The organism is Actinacidiphila bryophytorum (genome assembly GCF_016916835.1).
Classification (GTDB): domain Bacteria; phylum Actinomycetota; class Actinomycetes; order Streptomycetales; family Streptomycetaceae; genus Actinacidiphila; species Actinacidiphila bryophytorum.
Genome location: NZ_JAFFIX010000013.1, coordinates 106,050 through 121,570 on the forward strand (window position 1 = coordinate 106,050; position 15,521 = coordinate 121,570).

The window sequence follows — 15,521 nt, forward strand, 5'->3', positions numbered from 1 at the left end:
CAGTACGGAGCCGGGTCCCGCCGTGTGCGGCGGGACCCGGCTCGTGCGCTGCGTCAGCTGTGGGCCAGCAGCTCCACCTCCGCGATCGAGGTGGTGTCCTGGTCACCGTTGTTGGCGGTCACCACCAGCCGGTAGGAGGTGTACGCGCCGGGGTGGGCGATCTCGAACGGCCGGGTCTGCAGCCGGTCGGTGAAGGCCTGGCCGCTCCTGGTGTCGAGGGTCCGCCAGTGCACGCCGTCGGTGGAGCCCTGGAGCTGCCAGCTCTTCGGGTCGCGGGCGGCGGCGGTGCTGCCCGAGGTGAGGGTGTAGAAGGTCGCCTTCTTGCCCGTGGCCGCCTTGCCGTCGCTACCGGTGTAGGCGTACGTGACGGCGGGGGTGGCGCCGGGCAGGTTCACCTGGGTGGCGGAGGTGTTGTCGAACAGGCCGGCGACGTCCGTGCCGTCGGCGGCGCTGCCCGCACCGAGGCCCGTGCCCGTGGTGTCGGCGAGCGGGGCGGGCGTGCTGCCCGCGGGGGTCAGGGACGGCGGCAGGGCGTTCTTGCCGGTGCCCCACGCCGACGGCTTGGCGCCCATGGTGAAGTCGAGCACCGCGCCGGCCGACAGCTGGGCCTGCGTGAGGTAGACCTTGTCCCAGCTCTTGCCGTTGACCTTGAGCGACTGCACGTAGACGTTGCTGCGGCTGTTGTTGCGGGCGTTGACGACGATGTCGCGGCCGTTGTCGAGGTGGACGGTGGCCTTGGTGAACAGCGGCGAGCCGATCACGTAGTTGTCGTTGCCGACCTGCAGCGGGTAGATGCCGAGCGCGCTGAAGACCTGCCAGGTGGCGGTGGCACCGTTGTCCTCGTCACCCGGGTAGCCCTGGCCGATCGAGCTGCCGGTGAACAGCCGCTGCTGGATCTCGCGGACGGCGGCCTGCGTCTTGGCGGGCGCACCGGCGTAGTCGTACATGTAGGGGATGCCGAACGAGGGCTGGTTGCTCATGCCCAGTTCGCCCATCCGGACGTCGCGGGCCTCCAGCATCTCGTGGATGGTGCCGCCGTAGCCGCCCGCGTCGCCGTCGGCGGTCTCCTGGGTACCGAAGAAGGCGTCGAGCTTCTTCTCCAGGCCCTTCTGGCCGCCGTAGAGCGCGGCGAGGCCGTTCGGGTCCTGCGGGACGGTGAAGGCGTAGTTCCAGGCGTTGGTCTCGGTGTACTCGTTGCCCCACTGCTGCGGGTCGTAGGAGGCGTCCGGGACGCGCCAGGAGCCGTCGGCCTTGCGGCCCTCGAAGAAGCCGACACCCGGGTTGAACAAGGTGGTGTAGTTCTGGGCGCGGCCCAGGAAGTACGCCGACTCCTCCTGGTAGCGGTCGCGGTCGGCCACGGAGGTGTGCGGGGCCTTGGCGAGCCGGGCGGCCATCATGCCGATGCCGTAGTCGTTGATGTAGCCGTCGAGCGACCACGAGACGCTGCCGTCGACGGAGGTGCTGGTGTAGCCGTTGAAGACCGAGGTGCTCAGGCCCTTGCGGCCGACGCCGCCGGCGGTCGGGACGACGGTGGCGTTCTTGACGGCCGCCTCGTAGGCCGCTTTGGCGTCGAAGTTGTCGACGCCCTTGGCGAAGGCGTCGGCGAAGGCCACGTCGGAGCTGGTGCCGGTCATCAGGTCGGCGTAGCCCGGCGAGGACCAGCGGGCGGTCCAGCCGCCGTCCTTGTACTGCTGCACGAAGCCGTCGGCGAGTTCACCGGCGGTGTCGGACTCCAGCAGGGAGTAGGCGGGCCACTCGCTGCGGTAGGTGTCCCAGAAGCCGTTGTTGACGTACACCTTGCCGTCGACGATCTTCGCGCCGGTCTGGGTGGGTGTGCTGGGGCCGGTGGCCGGGGAGAAGGGGCTGGCGTACCGGTAGACCGGCTTGGCGGCCGTACCGGTGTTCTCCGCACCGGAGTTGGGGTACAGGTTCATCCGGTACAGGTTCGAGTACAGCGTGGTGAGCTGGTCGTCGCTGGCGCCCTGGACCTCGACCTTGCCGAGCTTGGCGTTCCACTGGCGCTCGGCGCTCTTCTTGACCGCGTCGAAGGACGTGCCTGCGGGGATCTCCAGGTCCAGGTTCTTCTTCGCCTGGTCGGCGCTGATGAAGGAGGTGGCGATCCGCATCGTCACCGTCCTGGAGCCCGAGGTGTCGAACTGGGCGTAGCCGGTGACGTTGTCGCGGCCCTGCCCGGTGACCTTGGCGGCCGTGCCGGGGGCGCGGTCGAACTCGCCGTGCACGTACATCCGGGTCGCGGCCTCGCCGCCGCCGGTGTTGACGTCGGAGTAGCCGTCCAGGGTGCCTGCGGCCGCGTCGAAGCTGAGGCCGCCGCTGTTGTTGACGTTGTCGAAGAGCAGGTCACCGGTGTCGCCGGGGAAGGTGAAGCGGAATTCGGCGGCGTGGTCGGTGGGTGCGATCTCGGCCTTGATGCCGTTGGTGAAGGTGACGCCGTAGTAGTGCGGCTGGGCCACCTCGTTGTTGTGCTCGAAGGCCAGCGCGCGCTTGCCGCGGTTCAGGTCGGGGGTGCCGGCCGCCGCGGACGGCATCACCTGGAAGGTGTCGCGGTCCCCCATCCACGGGCTGGGCTCGTGGCTGATGCCGAGCGCCTGGAGCGTGGGCAGGTTGTCGGCGTTGTTCTGGGCCGCGTAGCTGTACTCCCAGCTGGTCGAGCCCGCGTCGGTGACCGGCGTGAAGAAGTTGAAGCCGTTCGGCACGGCCGTCAGCGGCAGGTTGTTGCCGCGGGAGAAGGAGCCGGAGGCGTTGGTGCCGCGCCGGGTGTCGACGTGCTCGGCGTAGCTCGCCGAACGGTCGCGGGCCGGCGCGCTGCCGATGACCAGGTCGTCGATCCAGCCCTTGAACTGGGTGTTCGCACCTGCTGCCGCGCTGCCTGCCGGGTTGTCGTAGCCGAGCAGAATGCGGTCGATCGTCTTGCCGGCTGCGGCCTTGCCGATGTCGGCGGCGACGGCGTTCCACTGCGAGGCGTAGAGGATCTTGGCGGCGCCCTGCCCGTTCGGGGTCAGCGGGACGCCGTTCTGGTCCTGCGCCGGGGTGCGCAGCCTGCTGAGGTAGCTGCCGTCGGTGAAGTGCAGGTCGATCGAGGCGTACGTGCTCGGGTAGGCCAGGTCGCCGCCGGTCAGCTCGGGGAAGATGTCGTACGACAGCTGCGTGTCGCGCTTCACCGGGATGTGCACGTCGTAGAGCTTGTTGTACGCGTGCACGGCGCCGGCCTGGGTGTGGCTGCCCGCGTACTCCAGGGCCTTCAGACCGCTGAAGCCGACGCTGGGCTTGACGTTGGGACCCGAGGAGGGACCCGCCCCGATCTCGGTGGTCATGCCGGAGACGGGCGGCGGCGGCGCGGAGCCGTCGGACAGGATCAGGTCGGCGAGCTGGACGATGTTGCCGCTGGTGTTCGCGGTGACGTTCAGCCGGTAGTAGCGGTACGCGCCGGGGTTCGCGACGTCGTAGATGTTGCTCTTGAACCGGCCGCTGAACTTCACCCCGCTGCGGGTGTCGACGGTGGTCCAGTCGGTGCCGTCGGCCGAGCCCTGGAGGGTGAAGTCCCTCGGGTCGCGCTCAGGCGAGTCGTTCGCCGAGGTGAGCGCGTACTTCTTGACCGTCACGTCCGCGGACAGCTGGTACTGCACCCAGCCGGTGCTGGCGAAGGTCAGCCACTTGGTGTTGGGGTCCTCGTCTGCGGCGTTCTTGGCGATCTCGTTCGGCGGGTTGTCGGAACTGGCCGTGACCGCGGCGATCGAGTCCTTGATGCTGCCGGCGAGCACCGGCAGGGTGCCCGCGGTGACCCCGGAGACCTCCGGGTCGCCCTTGGCGTCGGTCTCTGCGGTGTCGGTCCAGGTCGGCTGCTTGTCGCCGGACTCGAAGGACGTCGTGAAGGCGGGGGCGCCGCCGCCCGGCCCCGTGGTGTCCGCGTGCGCGAGCACGGCCGCGGGCACGGTCAGGGCCATCGAGACCGCACCTGCCAGCGCGGTTCTGGTGAGGGTGCGGCGCAGTGGGCCACGTCTCATGGGTGTTGCCTTTCTCCTTGCGGCTCCGGTTTGCTGCTCGGACTGCCTCATGCGTCACGCCCGCTGACCGCGTACAGGGCCAGCCGGGTGTCGTCGGGAAGAGTGAGGGAGACCGCGGTCCTGGTGCGGTCCAGCGGGAGGGCGACGTGCCAGATGCTCACGCCGACCCCGTCGCGGGCGCCGGCGCTGTTGTAGCGGGTGTCGGCGTGGATCGCGGTGTCCTCGCCGAGCCGGGGGCCGCCCGCCGCCCAGTCGGTGGCGTTCAGCGCGACGTCGGCGGTGGTGCCGTCGGCGTAGTGGACGGTGGCGGTGCCGGACACGTCGCCGTGGTGGGCGGTGAGCAGCACGTCCAGGGCTGAGTACGTGCGCCGCACCAGCGGCAGGGTCTGGCCGTGGGCGGTGGCGAAGTTGGGCGCGCTGCCCGCGGTGTCGGGGAAGGCGTAGGCGCGCCCGTCGAGCACGCCCGTGCCCGGTGCGGGCAGCTGCTCGGCGGGGAAGCTGGTGCCGGTGCCGTCGAAGTCCGCGCCGGTACCGCCCGCGGTGCCGACGCCGTCCACGTCGTACTGCGCCGACAGGTCCTGCGGGCAGGAGCCGGCCGTCCCCTCGCAGGTCGCCGTCGTCACCGAGACCTGCACGGTCCTGGTGACGCTGGGGCCGTTCTCCTGGCTGACCTCGACGGTGACCGGGTAGGTGCCGTCGGGTGTGCCCGCGGGTGCGGTGATGTGCACCGGCACCTCGTGGGTGGCGGGCAGCGTGTTCGACGTGACGGTGAAGGAGCCGGACGTCGGGTCCGCGGTCAGCGGGGCGGGCGCGGTCACCGTGACGGTGCCGGACGCCTGGCCCGGTGCGGTGAGCACGGCGGAGACCGTCACGTCGGCCGCGGTGCCGCCGCCGAGCACACCCACAGGTGAGGGCGACACCGACGCCGCGGTACGCCGCTGGGTGTCGCTCGCCGTGTCCAGGGCGGGCGGGGCGTCGGAGGGCGCGGTGCCCCATGCCGAGGGCGAGGCGCCGACGGTGAGCGCGATGTCCTTGCCGGCCCTGATGTCGCCGGTGGTCAGGTAGGTGTGGGTCAGCTGGTGGCCGCCGAGCCGCGCCGACTGGATGTAGCGGTCCGTCGCGGAGCTGCCGGGCGCGGTGACGGTGAGGTTGCCGTGCGGGTAGTAGCGCTTGTCGAGGGTGACGTCGACCCGGCTGAACAGCGGTGTCGACAGCCCCCACAGGTCGGTGCCCGGGGTCATCGGGTAGACGCCGATGGCGGAGAGCACCTGCCAGGCCGACATGGTGCCCAGGTCGTCGTTGCCGGTGACGCCGTTGGGCGCGTCGGTGAAGAGGGTCAGCGCCGCGTGCACCACGTCGGTGGTCTTCCACGGCTGACCGGTCGACAGATAGGTGTAGGGGGCGCTGAGGTCGGGTTCGTTCTGCGGGTTGTACTTGTCCTGGTTGTAGTACGAGTACGGGCCGTTGACCCACACGTTGCGGGCGGTGCCCGCGGGGTCGGCGACCAGCTGGTCGTAGGCGAAGAAGGAGTCGAGCCGGTCGTTGGCGGCCTGGGTGCTGCCGATCAGGCCGACCAGGCCCGGCACGTCCTGCGGGACCAGCCACATGTACTGCCAGGCGGTGCCCTCGTGGAAGCCGGTGCTCGCGGCCGGGTCCGCCGGGCCGACGAAGCCGCCGTCGGTGTCCCGGGCGCGGAAGAAGCCGGTGCGCGGGTCGAGGATGTTGCGGTAGTTCTGCCCCCTGGCCAGGTACCGGCGGGCGTCAGCGGTGTGGCCGAGGTCGCGGGCCATGCCGCCGAGCGCCGCGTCGGCGAGCGCGTACTCCAGGGTCGCCGAAGGACCGTGCTGGAAGTCGTTGTCACCGGGCTTGCCCGGGTGCGCCGGGTCGTACGGCACGTAGCCGCCGGCCAGGTACTCGGCGTCGGCCTGCCGCCCTGCCGCGGGCGAGGACGCCGGCGGGACGGTGTCGGCGTGCTTCTTCAACGCCCGGTAGGCCTCCTCCTCATGGCCCTTGAGCAGGCCCTGGCGGTAGGCGTCGACCAGGAAGGGGGTGACCGGGTCGCCGGTCATGATGTTGGTCTCGACGGTGGCGTAGCCCCAGCGCGGCAGGCTGCCGCTCTGCTGCGCGATCTTCAGCAGCGACAGCGCCATGTCGCGGGACTCGCGCGGCGCCAGCAGCGACAGCAGCTGCTGCTGGGTGCGGTAGGTGTCCCACAGCGACCAGTTCTGGTAGTAGACCGCGCCGTCGCCCGCGTGCGCCTTGCCGTCCCAGCCGGTGTAGCGGCCGTCCACGTCGCTGCCGATGTTCGGGGCGAGGAAGGAGCGGTAGAGCGAGGAGTAGAAGGTGCGCTGCTGCTCGTCGGTGCCGCCCTGCACGCGGATCCCCGACAGCCGGGTCTGCCAGGCCTGCTTGGCGGCGGCAGCGGTGCGGTCGAAACTGCCGCGGCCCTCGGCGGCGAGGTTGGCGGCGGCGCCGCGGGCGTCCACCCAGGACAGCGAGGTGACCGCGGTGACGCTGCGGTCCTGCGTGGTGTCGAAGCGGACGTAGGCGCCGCCGAGCCCGGTGGATGTCGAACTGCGGCTGCCCGCGGTGACCTGCGTGCCCTTCCAGGTGCCGTAGGAGGCGAAGGGGCGGTCGAAGCGGGTCTCGGTGTACACCGTGTACGGCACGGTGTCCTGACAGAAGCCGCTGCCGGTGATGGCGGTGACGACGGTGCGGTCGTCGAGCACCGTCACGGTGCTCGACGTGACCTTGTGCAGCGCCTGCCCGGAGTTGAGCAGCACGTTGGCCTGGTCGGTGGCCGGGAAGGTGTAGCGCTGCCAGCCGGTGCGGTCGGTGGCGCTGAGTTCCGCGGTGATGCCGGTGCCGAGCGCCACCTTGTAGTAGCCCGGCGACGCGCTCTCGTCCGCGTGGCTGAACGGGGCCGCGTACTGGGCGTCGTCGGTGGCGGTGACCGCCCCGGTCGTCGGCAGCACCGGCAGGTCGCCGCCGAGTCCGCAGCCGACGCCCGACAGGTGGACGGCGCTGAAGCCGCGGATGTGGTCCTGGTTGTAGTCGTAGCCCGTGTTGTGGCCGGTGTCGGGCGAGAGCTGCACCATGCCGAAGGGGACGGCGGCGCCGGGGTAGGTGTTGCCGTCGTTCTGGGTGCCGATGAAGGAGTCGACCAGGTGGGTGAGGTCGCCGCCGCCGGCGGCACCTGCCGCCTGGGCCTGCGCCCCGGCCTGGGCCTCGGCCTGAGCCGGCAGCATCGCCGCCCCCGCGGCCAGGAGCACGGTGGCCGCGACCGCGGCGGCGGTGCGCAGGCGCTGCGTTCTTGGAGCCATACCTTCCTCTCTCCGCCGTCTGACAACGTTGTAGACAACGTTGTCAGACGGTCAAGTACACCTGTCGCGCTTGAGGGTTGAGGTGCCGGACGTACGAGTGAGCCGTGAGGAATCCTGTACTCCGTACTCGGCAGCGTCAATGATGTAGCGCGAATCAATTGCGGGCACCAGAGGCAGTGAATCGATTCATATCGCTGTTTGGGCCGGTGGCGGACCGGCTCGGAGCGGCCGGCAAGCGGCCGGGCCGGGGCTCCCCGACGTGGAACCCCGGCCCGGCCGGTGCGCTCACTTCCCTGCGGAGGTCACTGGTACCAGAACTGCTGGTCCACGTCGAGGTAGTCCCAGATCTGGACCTTGTCGCCGTTCTGGCCCGCCGTCGGGCCGGAGACGTTGGCGTCCAGGACCTTCGTGCCGCCGTTCCAGTGGACGGGTATCGGGGTGTTGGAGCCGAGCGCGTAATTCCACCACTGGTTCTGGTGGTTGACGTCGTCGCCGAAGCAGTGCCAGAGCTGGACCTTGGCACCGTTCACGAATCCCCCGCTGGTGTCCACATCCAGGCACATGGCGGGGTCGGTGTATTCGAGATTGACCAGTTCCGTGTAACCGTTCGTCCGCTGCCAGGGAACCCAGCCCTGGTTCAGTTTCGACGGATTGGCGATGCAGTCCCACAACTGCACCTTGTCGCCGTTCTGCCCGGCGGTCGAACCCGAGCCGTTGGCGTCCAGGCACTTGCCGTACTTGTCGTTGACGATCTGGTAGCCGATGATCGTGTCCTGCTCCGTCACGTTCCCCTGAGCCCGCATCGCCTTCTGCGTGGCAGCCGGCAGCGACGACAGCGGCACCTCCATGGGGTGCAGCGTCAGCCCGCCCGGCGTGCCGGCGCGGGGTGTCTTCAGGTCCTGCGGGTGCGCGTCTTTCGCGGGCGCGGCGCCCGCCGGCGTGCGGACGTCGTCCGCGGTGGCGGTCGGCGCGAGCGACGCCCCCGTCACCAGGATCGCCGCCGCGGCCAGTCCCGTGAGGCCATGCCGGATCCTCATGTGTCCCTCCCCATTGTCAGTTCCCCGGGAGGACTCCCCGCCCTCCCGGCCCAACGCCGACCATCCTTGCCGCGGAGCGCATTCCTCCGGCCGCGCAATGGCGGACTGTCCGATACCGGGGAGGGAAATGACTGATTTCCCGACCCGCCGGGAAATGGATTCCTTCCGGGTCTCGCAATTGTTTTAGCCTGTTAATGCGGAGTTCGGTGGCGATTTGCCAAACGGATGGTTCCGCGGGAACGGGCGGCCCCTCGCGCGGGCGCGCCGGCGGGCGATGTCACGAACGGAGGGGCGCCATCCGTCGTGCTCGCAGGAGGCCCGCACCGGTGGGGCTCATGGAGATCGGAGGCATCCCGATGACGAGCGCGGCTTCGCCGTTCGGGCGGTTCACCAGGCAGAAGACGATCCTGCTCACGACGTACAAGCGGGACGGCACGCCCGTCGGGACACCGGTGAGCATCGCCGTCGACGGGGACCGGGCGTACTTCAGGACGTACGAGCCGGCCTGGAAGGTCAAGCGGCTGCGGAACAACCCCGACGTCGAGATCGCCCCCTCGACCGCGCGGGGGAAGCCCACGGGTGAGGCGATGCACGCCACGGCCACCCGGCTGGAGGGCGAGGAGGCGGCCGGTGCCGCGCGGGCCCTGGCCCACAAGTACCGCTTCCTGCACGGCTTCCTGGTCCCCTTCATGCACCGCAGGAAGGGCTGGAAGACCCTGCACTACGCCCTGACGGCACGCGACGAGTGACCCCCGGTCCGGCCACCGCCGGACACCGGCTCGCCCGAGGCGGAATGCGGCGCCGGACCCTTCCGGGGCGGCGCCGCTGGGGAGTGGGCTTGCGGGGGCGGGCGGTGGGTCAGGCCTTGACCTTGGCCAGCACCTGCTGCGTGAAGCCCTTCGCCACGCCGCACGCCTTGCCGTCGGTCAGCGCCAGGTTGTCGGCCTCGGCGATGTTCTCGACCAGGACCTCGAGTTCGTCCTTGCCGACCTGCATCGTCGCCTCGCAGGTGTTGCCGACCATGACGGTGGTGAACCCCTGGTAGCCGAGGATCGTCACCGGGACGTCGCCGTCCTGGGCCGTGCCCGCGTCCATGTTGTTGATGCCGTAGAAGCCGAGGCGGGTGGTGCCGCTGTACCACTCGCAGACCTCGTCGCCTGCCTTGCCGTCGGTGGCCTTCGGGGTCCCGGTGGTGTCGAGCCCGATCGCGATGAGCGAGTCGTCGGTCGGGATCTTGCAGAAGTCCATCCCCTTGAAACCCGTCGACTTCGATCCGCCCTTGCCGAAGCCGCTGCCGGCCGACGCCTTGCCCCCGGTCGAACTGCCCGTCTTCGCCGACGACGGCGAGGACGACCCGCCCCCGCACGCTGCGGCCCCCGCCAACACGATCACAGTCGCCGCCCCCGCGGCCATCCGTCGCATACGCATGGCGACCAATCTGGCACAGCGGAGCCGTGCGCGACGAACCGGACCTGTGAAGTACTTGTGTTCAACCGGGTTGTGAGGGCCGGAACAGCGAACGGGGCCGGGAGGCCCGGGTCAGGACTCGTCGGTGCGGACCAGGAGGACGGAGACCGGGGCGGACTTCGCGACGCCGCGGCTGACGCTGCTGTGGAGGAGGGCGGAGATGCCGCTGTAGTGGCCGGGGCCGACGGCGATCAGGTCGGCGCCCAGCGCGGTGGCACGGTCGACCAGGATGCCGGCCAGGTCCTCGCGCAGGCCCTCGTCGACCTCGCCGTCGGCGGTCACGCCGCCGGCGCGCAGCCGGGTGAGGGCCTCGTCCACGACCTGGCGGCCCTCGGCCGGCTCCTCGGTGGCGAAGACGCCGCCGGAGATGCCGTCGGTGATGACCTGGGCGGGCCTGATGTGGATGACGTGCACGGAGGCCCCGGTGAGCGCGGCGAGCGAGGCCACGGTGTCGAGCACTCCCGCGCCGTGGGACGTACCGTCGACGGCGGCCAGGATGTTCTTGTACATGCGATCAACTTCCTTGTCCGAAGGGGCCCCAGGGTCCGTGGCCCGCGCATGGGACAGCCGCCCGCCGACCTGTTCAATTCCCAGGTCGGACGTGACGGCCGCCACGTGCGCGACAAGGAGTCAGCGGCCGGTCACAGCATGAGTTCGATCGCCATCCCGAGCGCACCGGCGGCGAAGACGGCCACCACGAGCATGATCCAGACGATCGGCCCCGTGGCCCAGCCGCGGCTGAGCGGGCCGCGTTCCGGGCTGTCGAGTGAGGAGACGCCGGACTCGGCGGGCGCGGTGTGCCCGGCCAGCTGCACCGCGTCCTCCGGAACGCTCAGGCCCTCGTCGGGCAGGTGCGGGTTCAGGGGATGTACGGGGTGGGTGACCGCCATGGTGGCCCTCCGATACGTACCGGGGAAGTCGCTACGCACCTCGGCTACCCACTGCGGCGCAGCCGATGCGGCGCAGGCGCAGGCGATGCGGACAAAAGGTCCGCGGTCCCGGGGCGCGAAGGGGGCCGCAAAGGGGATCTTCCCCGCAAGCGGACCCCAATCTTGAGAAGTTCCCGGCCGAAGGCCTTCCGGCTCCATATTCTCCGGGGGTCATCGGCAGCCGGGAGGTTGCCGCCCACTGTCCACTGCGGAGTATGCATGGCCTTGCACGAGCACGAGGTGGATCGCCGAACGCTGTTCAGGGTCGGACTGGGAACCGCGGTCGCCGCGGTTGTCGGCACCGAACTCGCCTTCTCCGAGACCGCCGAGGCAGCGCCCTCGGCCGAGTTCCCCTGGATCGTCGACTGCGACAGCTGGGGCGCCCGGCCGCCGTCCAGCCCGATCCAGATCACCGGCAACACGACGAACAAGATCATCCTGCACCACATGGCGTTCCCGAACGTCACGGACTACTCCCGCGAGCACGCCGTCCAGCTCGCGAAGGACTGCCAGGACCTGCACATGGACACCAACGGGTGGGCGGACACCGGCCAGCACTTCACCGTCAGCCGGGGCGGCTACGTCATGGAGGGCAGGCACCGCAGCCTGGAGACCCTCGTGGCGGGCGAGCACCAGGTCGTGGCGGCGCACTGTCCCGGCGAGAACGGCAACGCCATCGGCATCGAGAACGAGGGCACGTACATCACCGAGACACCGCCCGAGGCGCTACTGGACTCGCTGGTCCAGCTGTGCGTGGCGGTGTGCCGCAAGTTCGACCTGAACGCCTGGGACATCTTCGGACACTGGGACTTCCGGGTGACCGACTGCCCGGGCATCGCCTTCTACGCGCAGTTCCCGATGATCCGCACCCGGGTACTGCACGAGCTGGGCGTCAGCCCGCAGGCGGCGCCCGAGCGGCGCTGGCCCGACATCTGGCGCTTCGTGGACAGCCCGGTCGTCCAGGTGGGGCAGTACCTGCTGGACAACGCCGGGTACGCGCTCACGGCCGACGGCGTCTTCGGCTACGACATGAACGCCGCGCTCGCCGACTTCCAGACCACCCGCGGCATACCGGTGACCGCGGACGCCACCTTCGACACCGCCACCTGGGAGGCCCTCGCCCCGCCGCTGGACAAGCACGCGACCGGGCTGCCGGTCACCGCGCTGCAGTTCATGCTCGCCCGCAAGGGCTACGCGGAGGTGACGGCCAGCGGCGCGTACGACCACGCGACGATGAAGGCCGTCCAGTCCATGCAGCACCTGCACGGGCTCACCCCGGACGGCAAGGTCGACCTGAGCACCTGGTGCGCCGTGGTCGGCGGCTCGGTGCGCGAGGCCTTCTGCCGCTGAGGTCCCGCACAGGGGTCCGCCCGCCCGGCGCGCGGCAAGGCGGGCGGGCGGACCCCTGCACACTCAGTGCCCGGGGTGGCCGCCTGCGGTCGTCCGGGTACGGCCGCCGTTGGCGGTGACGCCGAACTCCAGCGCGCCCGAGCCGCCGGGCGGGCGGCTGCCGTGCGTGGTCACCGTCACCGACGCGGACCCGCCGGGCGGGATCGCGGCGGCGACCGGAACCGGGAAGGCGTTCGGGTCGGCGCCCTGGACGGCGGGCCGGTCCTGGCCGCCTCGCCGGCCGTCCGCCCAGTCCACGGCGTCCAGCCGTACGTCGTTGGCGGGGCCGGACCCGTGGTTGGCGACCTCCACCCGCCAGGTCGTCATGCCGCGCGAGGTGCCGAGGCTGGTGACCTTCCCCGCCAGCCGGGCGGGCCTGGCCGGCTGCGTGCCGTCCACCTCCAGCACGAGGGTGTCCCAACCGAAGCCGCCGGAGGGCGGGTTGGGGCCGTCGACCGGCGGTACGCCGTTGCCGTAGGTGAACTCCACGGTGTTGTCGCCGACGGTCAGCAGCGACGCGGGGAAGCTCAGCACCGACAGCACCCGCACCGCGCTGCGGTCGGCCTGCCGGGAGATGCCGGAGTCGCCGCCGTTGGGCAGCGAGCCGACGATGCCCGCAGCGGTGCCGTTGACGGTGACCACCGGCGGCTTGCCCTGCATGGAGGAGGACACGGTCAGGTAGGCGGTGCCGTCGAGGGCCGTCTCCAGCGGGAAGTGAACCTTCCAGACACCGGACTTGGTCTGGGCGTAGTACCAGCTCTCCGGCTCCCAGTCCCGGCCGACGGTGAAGTCCAGGACCGCGGGCACGAGTCCGGGCTTGAAGTAGTCGCGCGGCAGCGGCTCGGCCGGCGACTGTGTGGCGAGCGCGAACTCGCCGCCGGAGCGGTCGGACCGGCCGATCTGCCACAGGAAGGTGGAGTGCTGGGTCGGCGCCCAGGTGATCGTGCCGAGGTTGTGCCGGGTCCCACGCGGCGAGATGCCGGTCTGCTTGTACTGGTCCGTGATCGAGCCGTCGGCGGCGAAGACGTACAGCGAGTACGTCCCCGCGTCGGTGGTCCCGGGCTGCCACGCCGGGGGCACGCCCGGGATGGTGAACGACCCGTTCTCGTCGGTCCGTACGAAGTAGGTGGCCTCGTGGATGCTGTAGACGTTGTCGGTGTCCTGGGTGCTCAGCAGGGCCCACAGGTTGGCGGCCGGGCGGCCGTCGGCGATACGTATCCGGCCGGTGACGGTGGTTCGCTGCTTGGGCGAGGGGTACAGCGGGTCGTCCACCCAGCTGGAACCGGCCCGGTTCTCCTCGATCTCCTGCTGGGCGATACGGGCGGCCTCGTCGATCACACCCTCGGGGTGGCGCGGGTCCCCGACGGTCACATAGCTGAACCACGGCCCGTACAGCCGCCGGTAGCCGGCCGGGAGGCTGTAGCTGGGCACACCGTAGTGGTTCGGTGAGAAGTAGTTGAGGATCAGCGCGTCCTGGTGAATGGCCAGGTCCTGGCGCTGCGGGCCGACACCGTAGAAACCGGCGAGGGTCTGGTCCGACACCCCGCTGAGCGGGGTGAACCACACGCCGAACCCGTTGCCGTAGTGGCCGAACATCGGGTTCTGGTAGTGGTAGAGGCTCCAGTCGTACTTGGTGTAGACGTCGCCCGGCTTGGTGCCGCCCGCGTTGTTGTCCGGGGACGGCAGGTCCGGGTTGTTGACCCCGTCCACCCGCCACGTCTCGTCACCGACCCGCTCCTGCAGGGCCAGGTACGCGTACGTGGGCTGCTGGCCCGTACCGCGCTCCCAGTTGTAGCAGTGGTCCAGGATGCTGCGGTCCCACCGGGTGTTCATCCGGATCTCGTTGATCGAGGTCGCCGCGGTGGCGGTGAGGATGTTGTACCCGTACAGGCCGCGCTTGCCGGTGCGCATGATCAGGTGGTGCTCGTGCCGCAGCGGGTCGCTGGTCAGGTCGACGAACGCGATCTCCACCAGGTCCCGGGTCACCCGTACGACCTTGACCTCGCCGCAGATCAGCCGGGACTTGCCGCCCGCCGCGTCGATGTAGAACGAGTGCTGGCGGTCCGGGTCGCGGGGGTCGACACCGTTGAGGTTGTGGGCCAGCTCCGTGCCGTCGACCACGACGGACGTCGCCGTGATCGAGGTGTCGGTCCAGCCGGTCACGATCCCGCCGGCCGCGTCGTCCCGGCCGAAGGTGAAGCGCACCAGGCCGTTGTCGAGGACGACCTCGGCGGCGTCGGCCGGGAAGGCGTAGCTGCCGGGCTTCGCCGGCTTGCCGTCGATCAGCAGAGTGACCGCGCCGGCGGGGCCGGCGCCGTGGGCCGCGCCCTGCGCCGCGGCCGGGGCCGCGGGTGCCGGGGACTCCGCGGATGCGGTGCCCTCCGCGCCCAGGACGGTCGCTGCCGCGCCCGCACCGATGAGACCCAGCGTGGATCGACGACTCAGATGGCTTTCTTGCCAGGACATCAAGGCTCCTCGTGCTGCAGGACAGTGGGAACACGGACGGCAGGGCGTCGACGCCGGTGGGGGCGCACGGCGGCGCGGAGTGCCGGATCGGCGATTGAAACGTAGCAAGCGCTTGCAGGCGACAAAGCTAGCGAGTGGGTCTACGGATGGGAAGAGGCGTGCGGTAGAAGCCCCGGGGCCGGGGTGCGCGCATGGGGCGGCGGCGGCCCCCGCCGGGCTCGCCCTGTGCGCTCAGGGCGCGCCCCTCGACCAACCTTCCAGGTCAGGAGGCCATCGCGGCGACCTTTACCGCGCGCACGCGCGAGGGTGATCCCCCACCCACCCGCCCTTTCCTCCGCCCCACGCGGCTCGCCCACTCCCCCACTCCCGCTGGCCACCCGGCTCTCCGCCCAATTGAATCGGTTGAACGAAGCCGCTGACTGCCCCGTGCGGCGAGCACTCCCCTTGCCCCCGGTGGGGGCTGGTCGCGCCGTTCCCCGCGCCCCTGGGTGGCTGCCCCGTGCGGCGAGCACTCCCCTTTCCGCCAGTGCGGGTTGGCCGCGCAGTTCCCCGCGCCCCTGATGGTTGCCCTCTGCGGCAGGGCCGCGCCCCCTCAGGGGCGCGGGGAACTGCGCGACCAACCCCCACCACGCGGAAGCCAGCCCCCCACCACAAGACGCGCCCCCTCAGGGGCGCGGGGAACTGCGCGGCCGGCCCCCACCGCACGGAAGCGGGCCGCCCGCCGCAAGGGGCACTCGCCCACGGGTGCGGGGAGCGGGGCGGGCAGCCCCCGCGGCGAGGGGGGCCGGGGCGGGGGCGACCGGGGCGGGGCGCGGGTCGGGGGCATGGCCCGCCACCTGCGAAGGGGCTCTGCATCGATTCATCGCGCATCCACCCGCCCCCGCGCCG

The 15,521-nt window shown here is 71.0% G+C and carries 9 protein-coding genes and 1 pseudogene; 2 read left to right on the plus strand and 8 right to left on the minus strand.

Annotated features, from left to right (window positions below):
- Positions 1-53 precede the first annotated feature (53 nt).
- The 4 genes and pseudogenes from JT723_RS20160 to JT723_RS20170 form a co-directional block, all read right to left on the minus strand.
- Positions 54-4,022, minus strand: coding sequence for a GH92 family glycosyl hydrolase (locus JT723_RS20160; RefSeq protein WP_205046109.1), 3,969 nt, complete (start codon positions 4,020-4,022; stop codon positions 54-56).
- Between the two features lie 47 nt (positions 4,023-4,069).
- Positions 4,070-4,942 (minus strand): beta-sandwich domain-containing protein, encoded by an 873-nt coding sequence (locus JT723_RS36600; RefSeq protein WP_491697045.1) that lies wholly within the window; start codon positions 4,940-4,942, stop codon positions 4,070-4,072.
- Positions 4,943-4,981: 39 nt separating this feature from the next.
- A pseudogene (locus JT723_RS20165) lies at positions 4,982-7,345 on the minus strand (GH92 family glycosyl hydrolase); the annotation flags it as partial.
- 302 nt (positions 7,346-7,647) lie between these two features.
- Positions 7,648-8,382 (minus strand): RICIN domain-containing protein, encoded by a 735-nt coding sequence (locus tag JT723_RS20170; RefSeq protein ID WP_205046111.1) that lies wholly within the window; start codon positions 8,380-8,382, stop codon positions 7,648-7,650.
- A 335-nt stretch (positions 8,383-8,717) separates the two neighbouring features.
- Here JT723_RS20170 and JT723_RS20175 point away from each other — a divergent pair, with 335 nt between their 5' ends.
- Positions 8,718-9,131 carry a PPOX class F420-dependent oxidoreductase gene (locus tag JT723_RS20175; RefSeq protein ID WP_240165897.1) on the plus strand — a complete coding sequence of 138 codons (414 nt, stop codon included), beginning with the start codon at positions 8,718-8,720 and terminating at the stop codon, positions 9,129-9,131.
- 109 nt (positions 9,132-9,240) lie between these two features.
- On the opposite strand, the gene JT723_RS20180 is transcribed toward JT723_RS20175, so the two are convergent.
- The 3 genes from JT723_RS20180 to JT723_RS20190 all read right to left on the minus strand — a co-directional run bounded on the left by JT723_RS20180 (position 9,241) and on the right by JT723_RS20190 (position 10,739).
- The gene (locus JT723_RS20180) at positions 9,241-9,810 is read right to left on the minus strand and encodes a DUF3558 family protein (RefSeq protein ID WP_205046112.1); all 570 of its coding nucleotides are present in this window, start codon (positions 9,808-9,810) and stop codon (positions 9,241-9,243) included.
- Between the two features lie 111 nt (positions 9,811-9,921).
- Entirely contained in the window at positions 9,922-10,359 is a 438-nt protein-coding gene (locus tag JT723_RS20185) for a universal stress protein (protein WP_205046113.1), read from the minus strand.
- Positions 10,360-10,490: 131 nt separating this feature from the next.
- Positions 10,491-10,739 (minus strand): DUF6480 family protein, encoded by a 249-nt coding sequence (locus tag JT723_RS20190; RefSeq protein ID WP_205046114.1) that lies wholly within the window; start codon positions 10,737-10,739, stop codon positions 10,491-10,493.
- 258 nt (positions 10,740-10,997) lie between these two features.
- On the opposite strand from JT723_RS20190, the gene JT723_RS20195 reads away from it, so the two are divergent.
- Positions 10,998-12,128: a peptidoglycan recognition protein family protein gene (locus tag JT723_RS20195; RefSeq protein ID WP_205046115.1), complete on the plus strand. Its 1,131-nt coding sequence runs from the start codon at positions 10,998-11,000 to the stop codon at positions 12,126-12,128.
- Positions 12,129-12,191: 63 nt separating this feature from the next.
- Here JT723_RS20195 and JT723_RS20200 read toward each other — a convergent pair whose 3' ends face one another.
- Positions 12,192-14,633: a polysaccharide lyase family 4 protein gene (locus tag JT723_RS20200; RefSeq protein WP_205046116.1), complete on the minus strand. Its 2,442-nt coding sequence runs from the start codon at positions 14,631-14,633 to the stop codon at positions 12,192-12,194.
- Between the last annotated feature and the right edge of the window lie 888 nt (positions 14,634-15,521).

Excerpts from the sequence above, each read along its gene's own strand:
- JT723_RS20160 (WP_205046109.1), bottom strand. The coding sequence starts at position 4,022 with ATGAGACGTGGCCCACTGCGCCGCACCCTCACCAGAACCGCGCTGGCA.
- JT723_RS20170 (WP_205046111.1), bottom strand. The coding sequence starts at position 8,382 with ATGAGGATCCGGCATGGCCTCACGGGACTGGCCGCGGCGGCGATCCTG.
- JT723_RS20175 (WP_240165897.1), top strand. The coding sequence starts at position 8,718 with ATGGAGATCGGAGGCATCCCGATGACGAGCGCGGCTTCGCCGTTCGGG.
- JT723_RS20180 (WP_205046112.1), bottom strand. The coding sequence starts at position 9,810 with ATGCGTATGCGACGGATGGCCGCGGGGGCGGCGACTGTGATCGTGTTG.
- JT723_RS20185 (WP_205046113.1), bottom strand. The coding sequence starts at position 10,359 with ATGTACAAGAACATCCTGGCCGCCGTCGACGGTACGTCCCACGGCGCG.
- JT723_RS20190 (WP_205046114.1), bottom strand. The coding sequence starts at position 10,739 with ATGGCGGTCACCCACCCCGTACATCCCCTGAACCCGCACCTGCCCGAC.
- JT723_RS20195 (WP_205046115.1), top strand. The coding sequence starts at position 10,998 with ATGGCCTTGCACGAGCACGAGGTGGATCGCCGAACGCTGTTCAGGGTC.
- JT723_RS20200 (WP_205046116.1), bottom strand. The coding sequence starts at position 14,633 with ATGTCCTGGCAAGAAAGCCATCTGAGTCGTCGATCCACGCTGGGTCTC.